This is a genomic window from Actinoplanes xinjiangensis, from assembly GCF_003148685.1.
Classification (GTDB): Bacteria; Actinomycetota; Actinomycetes; order Mycobacteriales; family Micromonosporaceae; genus Actinoplanes; species Actinoplanes xinjiangensis.
This window is the reverse complement of the sequence record NZ_QGGR01000014.1, coordinates 272,566-286,492: the sequence shown is the minus strand read 5'-3', so window position 1 is coordinate 286,492 and position 13,927 is coordinate 272,566. Positions and strand designations below refer to the sequence as shown.

Here is a 13,927-nt window from a genome sequence, read left to right as displayed (position 1 = left end):
GTCGCGGTACCACCTGGTGATCGACGCGATCAACAACGCCCGGCGGCTGCCGGCCGGTGCCAGCGAAGTCAAGGCCTGGTGCGAGGCGCAGCTGGAGAAGCACGACAGGTACGTGGTGGAGCACCTGGAGGACATGCCGGAGGTCCGCGACTGGTCGCTGGAGGACTGGGCGGAGAGCTGATCCGGCGGTGGGAAATCCCACTACGGGGTGCACGTAGGTGAGCGATACCGCGCGCGAATCAACAGATTCGCGCGCGGTTCGTCCATTGGAGTTCGCGAATCAGACAGCAAGCGCTCATCAATTCTTGCGAAAGTGTCGCGGAGAGCTGTCTCACCCTTTTATTCATCGGCGCGGGAAGCGAAAGTGAGGGGAGCACAAACCCGTCGCTCGACGATGAGGAAGGGGACCCCCGTATGACCGCCACCCTGAACCCCTGGCCGACGACCCGGCAGGGAGCCACCGACCACCCGGTGCAGACGCTGCAGTACCTGCTGCTCGCCCACGGTCACACGGTCACCGTTGACGGCGTCTTCGGATCCGAGACCGGCGCCGCGGTGCGCGCCGTGCAGCGGGCCAAGAGCCTTCCCGACGACGGGGTCGTCGACGCCGACACGTGGCGCGCGCTGCTGGTACCGGTCCGGCCCGGGATGCGCGGCAGTGCGGTGCGCGGCCTGCAGGAGGAGTTCGCCCTCGACGGCGCCGACGGGATCTACGGGCCCAGGACCGAGGCGGCCATCCGTGACCTCCAGCGGAGCATCCGGGCCGGCGGCGTGACGGTCGAGATCGACGGGGTGGTCGGGCCGCAGACGTGGCAGGCGCTGGTCAGTGGCCTGCGCGAGTCGGTCCCGCTGAGCAGGGCGGCCTGAGGCATCACCCGGCGAACGCGGTCTACACGTTCGGGGGATTGAAGCCGAACGGCAGTTCCAGACGGTGCGCGGCCATCCGGTCCCGGTCGGCGAGCAGATCGCCGGTCGGGGCGTCCGCGACGATGCGGCCCTCGTCCAGGATCACCGAGCGCGGGCACAGCTCCAGCGCGTACGGCAGGTCGTGCGTCACCATCAGCACGGTCACCGGCAGGGACCGGATGATCTCGGCCAGTTCGCGGCGGCTGGCCGGGTCGAGGTTGGACGACGGCTCGTCGAGCACCAGCAGCGAGGGGCGCATCGCCAGCACCGTGGCCACGGCCACCCGGCGCCGCTGGCCGAACGACAGATGCTGCGGGACCTGCTCACGGTGCTCCAGCATGCCCACGGCCGCCAGTGCCTCGGTGACCCGATCGTCGAGGTCGGCTCCGCGTACCCCCAGATTCGCCGGGCCGAAGGCGACGTCCTCGGCGACCGTCGGCATGAACAGCTGGTCGTCGGGGTCCTGGAAGACGATGCCGACCCGGCGGCGGATCTCGGTGATCGCCTTGCGGTCGCCGGGGGTGACCGGCAGGCCGGAGATCTCCACCCGGCCGGCCCCGCCGTGCAGGATGCCGTTGAGATGCAGCACCAGGGTGGTCTTGCCGGCGCCGTTGGGGCCGAGCAGGGCGACCCGCTCGCCCTCGTCGAGGGTGAGGTCGATGCCGTGCAGCGCCTGCCGCCCGTCGGGGTAGGCGAAGGTGAGGCCGGTGATGCTGAGCGCCGCGGTCATCCGATCATGCTAGGACGGCGGCCGTTTCGCGCCGGGACGAGGACCGGCGGCCGGGTCGGCGATCATGCCAGGATCGCCGCGGCGACGGCGATGCCGGCGGCCGCCACCGGCAGGGTCGAGGAGAGCGCCCACTCGCGGGCCGGGGCCGTGGTGTCGCCGGCCGACGGCATCCGGCCGGCGTAGCCGCGCGACAGCATGGCCAGGTAGACGCGCTCACCGCGTTCGTAGGAGCGTAGGAACAGCGCGCCGACACCGACCGCGAACGCCTTGACCTGCCACAGGAACCGCGGGTCGTAGCCGCGGGACAGCCGGGCGATCCGCATCCGGCGGGCGTCGTCGATCAGCACGTCGACGTAGCGCAGCATGAACGTCATGATCTGGGTGATCACGGTGGGGCAGCGCAGCCGGTCCAGGCCGAGGATCAGGTCACGCATGGTGGTGGTCGCGGCGAGCAGCAGCGACGCCAGGACACCGAGGGTGCCCTTGGCGAAGATGTTCCACGCGCCGTAGAGACCGTCGATCGACAGCGACATGCCCAGCCAGTCCACCCGCTCACCGTGGCCGGCGAAGGGCAGCACCACGGCCAGCAGCACGAACGGCAACTCGATCGTGGACCGTTGGAGCAGCCAGCCGGCCGGTACCCGGGCCAGGGCGGCGACCAGCGCGATGAGCACGGCGTAACCGGCGAAGGCGGCGAACTCCTCCCGCGGCGTGATCACGACGACGATCGTGAACAGCAGCACCGCCGCGATCTTGACCTCGGGAGCGAGCCGGTGCACCCGGCTGGCGCGGGCCAGGAAGAGGCGCTCCACGTCAGTGCGTCCCACCGGCGGGGGAGCGGCGGCGCAGCAGCCAGAACAGGCCGCCGCCGATCGCGAACGTGAGCAGCACCCCGGCGACGCCGGAGAGCCCGGTGGAGAGGAACTCGTTGTCGATGCCCTTGATGCCGTAGTCGGCGAACGGGCTGTCGGCGAGCTGGTGCTCCTGCTCCCGCTGAGCCATGCAGGTGCCGCCGGTGATCTCGTCGTCGGCGTTGAAGGTGCAGCCCTCGCGGGCGGCGTGGTCGAGGCCGTCGGGGCTACCGGAGGCGAAATGGGACACCACGCCGGCCAGGAGCAGGGCCACGAACAGGCCGGCGATCACGAACTTCTTCATGCGGTGACTCCCGTCTTGGCGACGGTCGGCTGCTTACGGAACGCGCGCAGGGCGTAGACCAGGTCGGGGCGGACCTTGGCGACGGTGACCACGGTGGTGGCGGCGATCAGGCCCTCGCCGATGCCGATCAGGGTGTGCACGCCGGCCATCGTGGCGGCGACCCCGCCGAGGGACAGCTCGGTGGTGCCGCCCAGGGCGTACTCGGCGACGAAGCCGAGTGAGGCCACCACCACGCCGATGACCGAGGCGATCAGGGCGGTCGTGCCGAGCGAGCCGACGGTGCGGGGCAGGACCCGCAGCAGCAGGGCGACCAGCAGGTACGCCGCGGCGGTCCCGATCAGCGCCATGTTGGTGATGTTGAGCCCGATCGCGGTGAGCCCGCCGTCGGCGAAGACCAGCGCCTGCACCAGCAGGACGGTGGCCACGCAGAGGGCGCCGACCCACGGGCCGACCAGGATGACCGCGAGGGTGCCGCCGAGCAGGTGGCCGGAGACGCCCGGCAGCACCTGGAAGTTGAGCATCTGCACGGCGAAGATGAACGCCGCGACCAGGCCCGCCATCGGTGCGAGCCGGTCGTCGAGGTCGACCTTGGCGCGACGGACACAGACGGCCAGGCCCGCCACCGCTATCAGAATGAAGATCGCCGAGACGGGACCGTTGATGATCCCGTTGGCGATGTGCATAGCCCGCACGTCGTCCATGGCGCCAGCATATTCATCACCAGTGGTTGTTGCATATAGTTGGCAACTGGGTCAGTGATGATCTTCACCCGACCAGGACGTCGGCCACGTCCCTCCGCGGTGACGGGTGACCGGGCTGGCCGTACCCCACCCGGAACGCGATCTGCGGGAACCCGGACCGGCCCAGCGACCGCCGCAGCTGGTCGCGCGCCGTCGGCACCTCGATCGGCTGGGAGATCAGCGAACTGGACAGGCCGGCGTCGGTGGCGGTCAGCAGGACGTGCTGCAGCGCCTGCCCGGCCATCAGCTGATCGAGCTTGCGGTCGCCGGCCGTGCCCAGGATGCCGACCAGCGGCTCCGGCTCGTAGTCGCGGCCCGGTGCCCGTCGCCGCCCACCGAAGTTGCGCTGCGGGATCAGGTCCTGCGCCTCGGCCACCGCCGCCGCGGCCGCCACCGGGATGCCGTCGCCCGCCGACTCGGTGTCGGTCCAGGTGATCATCTCGGCCTGGTAGCGGTTGTCGCGCCGCAGCACCCGGTCGGCGCTGTGCGCGATCTCCGAGAAACCGGTCAGCGCGGTCATCCCGACCAGCAGGTCCAGCCAGGTGCCCTCGACCCGGGCCGCCTCGATCAGGCGCACCCGCACGTCGGCCGGCACCGGATCCGGCCAGAACGGGTGCCGGTTGCTGTACCGGCGATCGACCGCGGCGTACAGGTCGCGCTCGGTGTAGGTGGGTGGCCGGTGCGCCGCCGGCGTCAGGCGGGCCACCACGTCCGGTTCACCGGGGTCCGGCAGCAGCTTCACCTCGGCCGGGGTGCCGCTCCAGGCGAGCGCCAGCCGGGCGTTGAAGGTGGCCGCGCCGAGCGCCAGCCGCAGCGCCCAGCCGCTGTGGTCGGCGACGGTGACCTGCCGTCCCGGATCGGCTAGCACCTCGATGGCGCCGGCCCGCAGACGGAACGCCCACGGCTGGCTGTTGTACATGGACGGGGCCTGAAGTCCGGCCGCTGCGGCGCGCCGCAGGTCGGACGAGTCGTAGCGGTTCATCTCTCCACGGTGCCGCGTCCGGTTCCCGGGGTTAAGGGCCGAAGGTCCTACAACGGGACCCGCCACAGCAGCAGCGTTCCCGGACCGTCCGCGCGCGGTCCGATCTCGAACTCGCCGCCCAGGTCACTCGCCCGCTCACCCATGTTGACCAGGCCACCCCGGGCCAGGCTCGGGTCGACGCCCACCCCGTCGTCCTCCACCTGCAACACCACCCGCTGGTCGGCGATCCGCACCGACACCCGCACGTTGTGCGCCCGGGCGTGCCGGGCCACGTTCGACAGGGCCTCGCGCAGCACGGCGATCAGTTCGGGCACGATGTCGTCCGGCACCGCGCTCTCCACCGGCCCGGACGTCTCCAGCGTCGGCCGGAACCCGAGCGTGTCCAGCGCCGCGTCGCAGGTGTCGCGCAGCTCGGTCCGCAGCGTCGCGCCGACCGGCGCCCGCAGCTCGAAGATCGACCGGCGGATGTCCTTGATGGTGGCGTCCAGGTCGTCGACGGCCGTGTTGATCCGCTGCACCACCTCGGGCCGCACACCCGGCCCCATCGCGCCCTGCAACTGCATGCCGGTCGCGAACAGCCGCTGGATCACCACGTCGTGCAGGTCACGGGCGATCCGCTCGCGGTCCTCCAGGACGGCGAGCAGCTCCCGCTCCTCCTGCGCGCGGGCCCGCTCCAGCGCCAGCGCCGCCTGCCCGGCGAACGTCGACAGCAGCGCCGCGTCATCGGTGCTGGCCGGCCCGCTCACGATCAGCACACCCTGCGGGCTGCTCTTCAACGGCGCGACCAGGGCCGGGCCGCCCGGGATCGGGCCGGGCCACTCGGCGGCGTCCCGCAGGTCCTCCACCAGCCGGTACGAGTCGTCGAACGCCGGCAGCACCTTGCCGGTCAGTCCCGAGTCGCCGCCCTCCACCACCTCGATCCGGTAGCGGTCGGCGTCCGGCTCGAGGAGCAGCACCAGCACCAGCTCGGCGTCGGCCACCTCACGGGCCCGGCGGGCGATCAGCCGCAGCGCCTCGGTCCGCCGGACCGTGCCGAGCAGCACACTGGTGATCTCGGCGGCCGCGGAGAGCCACCGCTGCCGGCGCTGGGCCAGCTCGTAGAGGCGGGCGTTGTCGATCGCCACACCGGCCGCGGCGGCCAGCGCCACCACGATCTCCTCGTCGTCGTCGGTGAACTGCTCGGCGGACCGTTTCTCGGCCAGGTAGAGGTTGCCGAATATCTGGTCCCGGGTGCGGACCGGCACGCCGAGGAAGCTGTGCATCGGCGGGTGGTGCGGCGGGAACCCGAACGAGTTGGGGTGCTTGGTGATGTCCGGCAGGCGCACCGGTCGTGGCTCGGTGATCAGCAGGCCCAGGACACCGCGCCCGTGCGGCAGGTCCCCGATCTTCGCGTGCGCCGCCGGGTCGATGCCGTGCGTGACGAAGTCGGACAGGCTCTTGCGGTCCGGCGCGAGCACGCCGAGAGCGCCGTAGCGGGCGTCGCCCAGCGCGCACGCCGCCTTCACGATCCGCTGGAGCGTGCTGTTGAGGTCGAGGTCGGAGCCGATGCCGACGACCGCGTCGAGCAGGGCGCGCAATCGCTCCCGGCTGGTCACGATGTCGCCGACCCGGTTCTGCATCTCCTGCAGGAGCTCGTCGAGACGGACCCGCGACAACGGGCTCAAACCGAGCGAGGGGGTTGTTCCTTCGGCCACGCGGCAAGGCTATCGGTAACCGCGACGGACCCGCCCGGGACCTTAGGCCCTAGGTGCGGGGGACCCTCGCACGGTAGGAAGGAGACATGATCCGAGTCTTTCTCCTCGACGACCACGAGGTCGTCCGCCGCGGCCTCGTCGACCTGCTCCAGGCCGGCGGCGACATCGAGGTGGTCGGCGAGTCCGGGTCCGCCCAGGAGGCGGCCCGGCGCATCCCCGCCCTGCGTCCCGACGTCGCCGTCCTCGACGCGCGGCTGCCGGACGGCAACGGCATCGACGTCTGCCGTGACGTCCGGGCCGTCGACTCGTCGATCAAGGGCCTGATCCTGACCTCCTATGAGGACGACGAGGCGCTCTTCGCCGCGATCATGGCCGGGGCCTCCGGGTACGTGCTCAAGCAGATCCGCGGCACCGACCTCGTCGACGCGGTGCGCCGGGTCGCCTCCGGCCAGTCGCTGCTCGACCCGGCCGTCACCCAGCGGGTCCTGGAGCGCATCCGCAACGGCGTCGAGCAGCCGCGCGAGCTGGCCTCCCTCACCGACCAGGAGCGCCGCATCCTGGAGTTCGTCGCCGAGGGCCTGACCAACCGGGAGATCGCCGGCCGGATGTTCCTCGCCGAGAAGACGGTCAAGAACTACGTCTCCAGCCTCCTGGCGAAACTCGGCCTCGAACGCCGTACCCAGGCCGCCGTCCTGGCCACCAAACTGCTCGGCGACCACCCGTCACACCGCTGAAGACCCTCATCTTGTACGGCTACCGAAAGCACCGGGGCCACCACCGCGACGACCTGCCCACTCCCGGCCGACAGCGCGGCCGCCGGGCTTCCGCGGTGGTCGGCGCGAGACCCCGAGCCGCCGCCGCTTGCCGGCGGCGGCTTCTCCGGTCGTGGTACGCCTGCGTGACGCCCTGGCCGTACCCCTCCGCACGCCCTGAACCCCCGAGGAGCCCCTCATGCGCACGCTCCGCTCCCGGCTGTCCCGCTGGATGCAGTCGCAGACCCTCAAAGGGCTGACCCCAGGCCCGTACGACCTCGAGATCCGTAGGAACCTGCGGGTCCCCATGGACGACGGCGTGGAACTGCTCGCCGACCTGATACTGCCCACCGGCGATCCCGATCCGCGCCTGCCGACGATCGTGATCCGCGGGCCGTACGGCCGCAGCGGTCTGGTCGCCGGAGAGGCGAAGGCGCTGGCCCGGGAGGGTTTCCCGGTGCTGTTCCAGAGCTGCCGCGGCACCTCGGGTTCGGGCGGCCTGTTCACCCCGCAGGTCGACGAGCAGCGCGACGGCATCGCCACCCACCGATGGGTCCGGGCGCAACCGTGGTGCACCGGCCGGGTCGTCACGTTCGGGCCCAGCTACATGGGCTACACCCAGTGGGCGGTGGCCGGCACGTTGCAGCGCGACGACCCGGAATACGCGCCGGACGCCCTCTGCCTGCTCGTGACGATGCCCGACTTCGGCGCGATCACCTGGGACAACAACGCCTTCGCGCTGCGCAACGCGCTCGGCTGGACGCAGATGATGAACCGGATGGTCCGCCGGGAGACGATCCCGCTCCTCCTCGGCATGCTGCGCCCGGACCGCCGGCTGCTGCGCGGGTTCGGCACCCTGCCGCTGCTCGACGGCGACGTCACGGCCACCGGCCGCCGCGTCCACTGGTACCAGGACTGGGTCTCCCACGAGCGGCTCACCGACGAGTACTGGGCGAGCCAGTCGCACACCGCCTCGGTCACCGACGTCACCGCCCCGGTCTACATGATCACCGGCTGGTACGACATCTTCCTGCCGTGGCAGCTGCACAACCACGCCGCCCTCACCGCCGCCGGCCGGCCGCCCCGGCTCACCATCGGCCCGTGGGGACACTCGGCCCGCGAGCTGGCCGCGACCGCGGTCGGTGAGGCCACCGCGTTCCTCAAAGAGCATTTCACCGGTACGGACAGCACGCGCCCGGCCCCGGTCCGCGCCTACCGCACCGGCGTGGAGCAGTGGCACGACCTGCCGTCCTGGCCGCCGCCGGGCACCACCGGGCAGACCTGGAACCTGCACGCGACCGGCCGGCTGCACGCCGACGTCCCGGACGGGGGAGTGACCGGCTACGTGTACGACCCCGACGATCCCACCCCGGCGGTCGGCGGCCCCAGCCTGGAACCGAAGCAGGGGCCGCTCGACAACGCCGCCCACGAGAGCCGCCCGGACGTGGTGGTGTTCCGCGGTGACGTGCTCGGCGCCGCGGTGACGATCGCCGGGACCCCGGTCGCGCGGATCCGGTTCCGGTCGTCGCAGCCCAGCGCCGACGTCTTCGTCCGGATCTGTGACGTGCACCCGGACGGCCGCTCGATGACCGTGTGCGACGCGATCCGCCGTATCGGCCCGTCCACCGGGGACTTCGCGGAGGTGGAGATCGAGTTGTGGCCGGCGTTCCACACGTTCGCCGCCGGGCACCGGATCAGTGTGCAGGTCAGCTCCGGCGCCCATCCGCGGTACGCCCGCAACCCCGGCTCCGGCGAGCCGGCCGCCGTGGCCTCCACGACGCACCGCGCCGAGCAGGAGATCTCGCACGACCCGTCCCGCCCGTCGCACCTCGAACTGCCGGTGTGGGTGCCGTGACCACACCCCCCGGCTGGTCGTCACCGCTGTCTCGGCGCGCCTGAGACAGCGGTGACGACCAGCCGGGGGGTGTGGCCGGGGGGTTCAGTGGACGGTCAGGTGGTGGGCGCGGAACTGGCCGCGGACCCGGTCCAGCAGTTCCGGGGACGGGGCGGGGGTGTCGGCCAGCGGGAAGGGCTGGTCGAGGGCGGCGTACTTGCCGGCACCCAGGCGGTGGAACGGCAGGATCTCGACGCGCTCCACGGTCGGGATCGAGGCGGCGATCGTGGCGACGGCCTCGACGTTCTCGACGGTGTCGGTCAGGCCGGGGACCAGGACGAAGCGGATCCAGATCGGGATGCCACGGGCCGCCAGACGGTGGGCGAACTCGACCGTCGGCGCCAGCGAGCCGGTCCGGGTCACCCGGTGGTAGGTGTCCTCGTCACCGGACTTGACGTCCAGGAGCACCAGGTCGGTCACGTCCAGCAGCTCGTCGGATGCCTTCGCACCGAGGTAGCCGCTGGTGTCCAGGGCGGTGTGCAGGCCTTTTGCGCGGCAACGGGTGAAGATCTCGCGTACGAAATCGGGCTGTTGCAGTGCCTCTCCGCCGGAGAGGGTGACGCCGCCCCGCGCGACCTTGATGAAACGCTCGTATCGCGAGATCTCGGCCATCAGTTCGTCGGCGTCCATCGGGCGCCCGCTGCGGCGGTACCAGGTGTCGGGGCTGTGGCAGTACAGGCAGCGCAGCGGGCACCCGGCCAGGAACGCGACGAATCGCGTCCCCGGCCCGTCGACGCCGGTCGAGACGTCGAACGAGTGCACACTCCCGGTGATCGTCACAGCGAACCGTGGAAGGTCCGCGAGATGACGTCGCGCTGCTGGGCCGCCGTCAGCCGGACGAAGTTCACCGCGTAACCGGACACCCGGATGGTGAGTTGGGGGTACTTCTCCGGGTGCGCCATCGCGTCCTCGAGGGTCGCCCGGTCGAGGACGTTGACGTTCATGTGGAACCCGTGGCTGTCGGTGTAGCCGTCGAGGACGCCGACCAGGTTGCCGACCTGCTCGTCCTTCGTGCGGCCGAGGCCGTCCGGGGTGGAGGTGATGGTCAGCGAGATGCCGTCGCGGGCGCTGCGGTACGGCAGTTTCGCCACCGACAGCGCCGCCGCCACCAGCCCGTGCCGGTCGCGGCCGTTCATCGGGTTGGCGCCGGGCGCGAACGGCTCGCCGAGCCGCCGGCCGTCGGGCGTGTTGCCGGTGTGCCTGCCGTAGACGACGTTCGACGTGATCGTGAGGACGGACAGGCTGGGTTCGGCGCCGCGGTACATCGGCTGCCGGCGGATCTTGGCCATGAACCGGTCGACCAGGTCCACCGCGATCGCGTCGACCCGGTCGTCGTTGTTGCCGAACGTCGGGTAGTCGCCGTCCACCGCGTAGTCGACGACCAGCCCCGTCTCGTCGCGGACCGGCTTGACCTGCGCATATCTGATCGCCGACAGGCTGTCCACGGCGACCGAGAGACCGGCGATGCCGGTGGCCAGGAAACGGTGCACGGGGTAGTCGTGCAGGGCCATCTCGAGACGTTCGTAGGCGTACTTGTCGTGCATGTAGTGGATGACGTTGAGCGCGTCGACGTAGATCTCGGCGAGCCAGTCGAGCGTCCGGTCGTAGGCCTCGAAGACCTCGTCGTAGTCGAGGACGTCGTCGTTCAGGGGCTTCGTGGCGGGTGCCACCTGCGCGCCGCTGATCTCGTCGCGGCCGCCGTTGATCGCGTAGAGCAGCGCCTTCGCGATGTTGGCCCGCGCGCCGAAGAACTGCATGTCCTTGCCGACCCGCATGCCCGACACGCAGCAGGCGATCGCCGCGTCGTCGCTGAGGTACGGCCGGAGCAGGTCGTCGTTCTCGTACTGGATGCTGCTCGTGTCGATGCTGACCTGGGCGCAGAACCTCTTGAAACCCTCCGGGAGCCGCTGCGACCACAGCACCGTCAGGTTCGGCTCCGGCGCCGGGCCCAGGTTGTAGAGCGTCTGCAGGTACCGGAAGCTGGTCCTCGTCACGAGCGGCCGGTCGTCGGATCCGATGCCGCCGATCGACTCGGTCACCCACGTCGGGTCGCCGGAGAACAGCTCGTCGTACTCGGGGGTGCGCAGGAACCGGACGATCCGCAGCTTGATCACGAAGTCGTCGATCAGCTCCTGGGCGAACTCCTCGGTGATCCGGCCCTCGTCCAGGTCACGGGCGAGGTAGGCGTCGAGGAAGGTGGAGGTCCGGCCGAGTGACATGGCCGCGCCGTTCTGCTCCTTGGTGGCGGCCAGGTAGGCGAAGTACAGCCACTGGACGGCCTCCTGCGCGGTGGCCGCCGGCCCGGAGATGTCGAAGCCGTAGGACGCCGCCATCGTCTTCAGCTCGCCCAGCGCGCGGATCTGCTCGGCGATCTCCTCGCGGTCGCGGATCACGTCGGCAACCGACAGGCGCGCGTCCAGGGCGGCCCTGATCCGCCGGCGGTCCTCGATCAGGCGGTCCACGCCGTAGAGGGCGACCCGGCGGTAGTCGCCGATGATCCGGCCGCGGCCGTACGCGTCGGGCAGGCCGGTGATGATGTGCGAGCGGCGGGCGGCGAGGACGTCGGCCGGGTACGCGTCGAAGACACCCGCGTTGTGGGTCTTGCGGTAGTCGGTGAACACCTTCCTGACGCCCGGGTCCAGTTCGCGGCCGTACGCCTGGAGGCCGCCCTCGACCATCCGCAGACCGCCGAACGGCATGATGGCCCGGCGCAGCGGCGCGTCGGTCTGCAGACCCACGATCAGCTCGGCGTCCCGGTCGATGTATCCGGGGGCGTGCGCGGTGATCGTCGACGGGGTGGACGTGTCGGCGTCGTAGATGCCGTCGGCCCGCTCCACCACGAACATCTCGGAGAGCCTGGCCCAGATCCCGGTGGTACGCGCGGTCGGCCCGGCCAGGAAGGCGGCGTCACCGTCGTACGGCCGGACGTTGTCGTGGATGAACCCGGCCACGTCGATCCCGGTGCGCCACGTCGTGCCGGCGAACCCGCGCCACGCGTCCATGTTTCCTCCCTGCATGACCCCTCCTAATGCCTCGATCCCAGGGTCCCGTCCCGGTGTCCCGGGTGGGCAGGGCCGGAGGTCCCGGATCGGCGGGGCAGCCGGACCGTGGCGATCGTGCCGCCGGCGTCGTTGCCGCTCAGCGTGATGGTGCCGCGGTGCAGTTCGACGATGGTGCGGCTCAGTGCCAGGCCCAGCCCGGCGCCGGGGATGCCGCTGTGCCGGGCGTTGGTGGCCCGGTAGAGGCGGGCGAACAGCCGGTCCCGCTCACCGGACGGGATGCCGATGCCCGCGTCGCTGACGGTCAGCACCGCGGCGTCGTCGTCGGCGGTCAGGCCCACGTGCACGGTGGCGCCGTCGGGGCTGTACTTGACCGCGTTGCCGATCAGGTTCTCGGCGACCTGCCGCAGCCGGGCCCGGTCCCCGGGGATCACCAGCCGGGCCGGCAGGTCGGTACGGATCGGTGCGTCCGGCAGCGCCTCGGTGATCACCGCCGTCAGGTCGACGTCGCCGATGGTGAGCTGGGCGTGCCCGGCCTCCAGGGCGGAGAGGTCGAGCAGCCGTTCGACGAGCGAGCGCAGCCGGGCGTTGTTGCGCTCGATCACCCCGAGCAGTTCGCGGACCTCGCCGACGGTGGTGGTGTCGTCCTCCTCGGCGATCAGGTCGGTGTAGGTGCCGATCGACGTGAGCGGGGTGCGCAGCTCGTGACCGACCAGCGCGATGTACTCGCCGATGCTGGCCGCCAGCTGGTTGGACAGCTCCTCGGCCCGGCGCCGCTCCAGGTAGCCGCCGATGTGCCCGGCGATGCCACTGAGCAGCACGGTGAGAGCCGGGTCGGGCTCCTGGTGCTCGACGGTGAAGGAACTGAGCACGCCGATCACGTTGTCCGCGCTGCGGACCGGCACCGCCACCGCGGCCCGGTAGTGCTCGGCCTCCGCCGCCACCGGCAGGTCCGGGGCGCCCAGATCGGGCACCCAGATCGGCTCGCCGCTCTGCCAGCATGCCCCGGCGAGCCCCTCGCCGCGTCCCAGCACCTGCGGCAACCCGATCTGCGGGGCGCCCTCGGCGAGGTGGGTGGCGGCCGGGCGCAGCCGGTCGGTCACCGGATCGACGAGCCACAGCCGCAGGTACGGCCAGCCCAGCTCGCCGGAGATGGCACGCAGCACCTCGGTGCCGGCCCGGTCCGCGTCCGGGGCGTGCACCAGCGCCTTGAGCACCTCGGTCTTGCATCGTTCGTACTGGTGCTGGTGGTGCTCGGCGGTGACGTCGTGGACCGCCGCGACCGCACCGAGGATGTTGCCGCTCGCGTCGCGGACCGGCCGGGCGTTGATCGCGAACCAGCGGCGCCGGCCCTGCCGGTCGTGGGCCAGCACCCCGTCGTGCCGCAACTCCTCGCCGCCCAGCGCCCGGTAGAGGGCCACCTCGTCGGGCGGCAGGGGGGTGCCGTCGTGCCGGCGCAACCCGAACCGCTCGGCCCAGTCCCGGGCCGGCACGCCGAGGCTCTCGTCGCCGAAGAAGTCGCGCACCGCCTGGTTGATCACCACGAGCCGGCCGTCCAGGTCGCACGCGACCACGCCGGCGTCCAGGCTGCGCAGCAGGGCCTCGGTGAAGGCCGGGTCGTGCCGGGGCGGCGGCGACTCCAGGCAGGTCCGCAGGGTCTCGGACAGCTCCTTGACGCTGAACGGTTTGGGCACCACGGCGTCCGCCTCGGCCGAGGCGAGGGAGGTGTCGCCGGGCGGCAGGTAGGCGGTGATCAGCACCACCGGGACGGTGGCGGTCACCGGGTGCTCCCGCAGCGCCCGGCACATCCGGATGCCGTCCAGATGTGGCATGTCCACGTCGGCGACGACCAGATCGGGCCGCGCGGCGATAGCGGCGGCCAGCCCTTCACGGCCGTCACCGGCCAGGGTGGCGGTGTGCCCGAGACGGCGGACCACCTCGGCGATCACCGCCTGATGTTCCGGGTTGTCCTCGACGACCAGCACCGATGCCATACCACCAGCCTAAATCACGATAAATCCGGCAGAGGTTTCGTCGCCGGCGAAAGGGGGGTACCGTGCAGCCGCATATCGGCG

General features: G+C 71.5%; 13 protein-coding genes. 4 read left to right on the top strand and 9 right to left on the bottom strand.

Translation table 11 applies throughout. The annotated features are described in order from the left end of the window. Nucleotides 1-181 (top strand): phosphoketolase family protein (locus BC793_RS29320; RefSeq protein WP_146246494.1); only part of this gene is annotated, 181 nt, incomplete at its 5' end. A gap of 233 nt (nucleotides 182-414) precedes the next feature. Continuing rightward, nucleotides 415-867, top strand: coding sequence for a peptidoglycan-binding domain-containing protein (locus tag BC793_RS29315; RefSeq protein ID WP_109598347.1), 453 nt, complete (start codon nucleotides 415-417; stop codon nucleotides 865-867). Nucleotides 868-889: 22 nt separating this feature from the next. Here the strand turns inward: BC793_RS29315 and BC793_RS29310 are convergent, their stop codons facing one another. From BC793_RS29310 to BC793_RS29285, 6 genes are all read right to left on the bottom strand, one after another. Then, a complete protein-coding gene (locus BC793_RS29310; protein ID WP_109598345.1) occupies nucleotides 890-1,636 on the bottom strand; it encodes an energy-coupling factor ABC transporter ATP-binding protein in 747 nt (248 codons plus the stop codon). 62 nt (nucleotides 1,637-1,698) lie between these two features. After that, a complete protein-coding gene (gene cbiQ, locus BC793_RS29305; RefSeq protein ID WP_109598343.1) occupies nucleotides 1,699-2,463 on the bottom strand; it encodes a cobalt ECF transporter T component CbiQ in 765 nt (254 codons plus the stop codon). Beyond that, a complete protein-coding gene (locus tag BC793_RS29300) occupies nucleotides 2,450-2,791 on the bottom strand; it encodes a PDGLE domain-containing protein (protein WP_109598341.1) in 342 nt (113 codons plus the stop codon). The genes cbiQ and BC793_RS29300 overlap by 14 nt, the downstream gene beginning before the upstream one ends. Then, nucleotides 2,788-3,492 carry an energy-coupling factor ABC transporter permease gene (locus BC793_RS29295; RefSeq protein WP_203896158.1) on the bottom strand — a complete coding sequence of 235 codons (705 nt, stop codon included), beginning with the start codon at nucleotides 3,490-3,492 and terminating at the stop codon, nucleotides 2,788-2,790. The genes BC793_RS29300 and BC793_RS29295 overlap by 4 nt, the downstream gene beginning before the upstream one ends. 64 nt (nucleotides 3,493-3,556) lie before the next feature. Further along, a complete protein-coding gene (locus BC793_RS29290) occupies nucleotides 3,557-4,513 on the bottom strand; it encodes an Acg family FMN-binding oxidoreductase (protein ID WP_109598337.1) in 957 nt (318 codons plus the stop codon). Nucleotides 4,514-4,560: 47 nt separating this feature from the next. Next, the gene (locus BC793_RS29285) at nucleotides 4,561-6,132 is read right to left on the bottom strand and encodes a GAF domain-containing sensor histidine kinase (protein WP_109598388.1); all 1,572 of its coding nucleotides are present in this window, start codon (nucleotides 6,130-6,132) and stop codon (nucleotides 4,561-4,563) included. 161 nt (nucleotides 6,133-6,293) lie between these two features. On the opposite strand from BC793_RS29285, the gene BC793_RS29280 reads away from it, so the two are divergent. After that, entirely contained in the window at nucleotides 6,294-6,941 is a 648-nt protein-coding gene (locus BC793_RS29280; RefSeq protein ID WP_109598335.1) for a response regulator, read from the top strand. Nucleotides 6,942-7,158: 217 nt separating this feature from the next. Then, complete coding sequence (locus tag BC793_RS29275; RefSeq protein ID WP_109598333.1) at nucleotides 7,159-8,814, top strand: CocE/NonD family hydrolase; 1,656 nt, start codon at nucleotides 7,159-7,161, stop codon at nucleotides 8,812-8,814. 84 nt (nucleotides 8,815-8,898) lie between these two features. Here the strand turns inward: BC793_RS29275 and pflA are convergent, their stop codons facing one another. Genes pflA through BC793_RS29260 form a run of 3 tightly spaced genes read right to left on the bottom strand, consistent with a single transcriptional unit; the run spans nucleotide 8,899 to nucleotide 13,846 of the window. Then, nucleotides 8,899-9,633, bottom strand: a complete 735-nt coding sequence (gene pflA, locus BC793_RS29270) for a pyruvate formate-lyase-activating protein (protein ID WP_109598332.1) — start codon at nucleotides 9,631-9,633, stop codon at nucleotides 8,899-8,901. Next, nucleotides 9,630-11,855 (bottom strand): formate C-acetyltransferase, encoded by a 2,226-nt coding sequence (pflB, locus tag BC793_RS29265; RefSeq protein ID WP_211340652.1) that lies wholly within the window; start codon nucleotides 11,853-11,855, stop codon nucleotides 9,630-9,632. Before pflB ends, pflA begins: the two co-directional genes overlap by 4 nt. A 23-nt stretch (nucleotides 11,856-11,878) precedes the next feature. Continuing rightward, nucleotides 11,879-13,846, bottom strand: coding sequence for an ATP-binding protein (locus tag BC793_RS29260; RefSeq protein ID WP_109598328.1), 1,968 nt, complete (start codon nucleotides 13,844-13,846; stop codon nucleotides 11,879-11,881). Nucleotides 13,847-13,927: the final 81 nt, after the last annotated feature.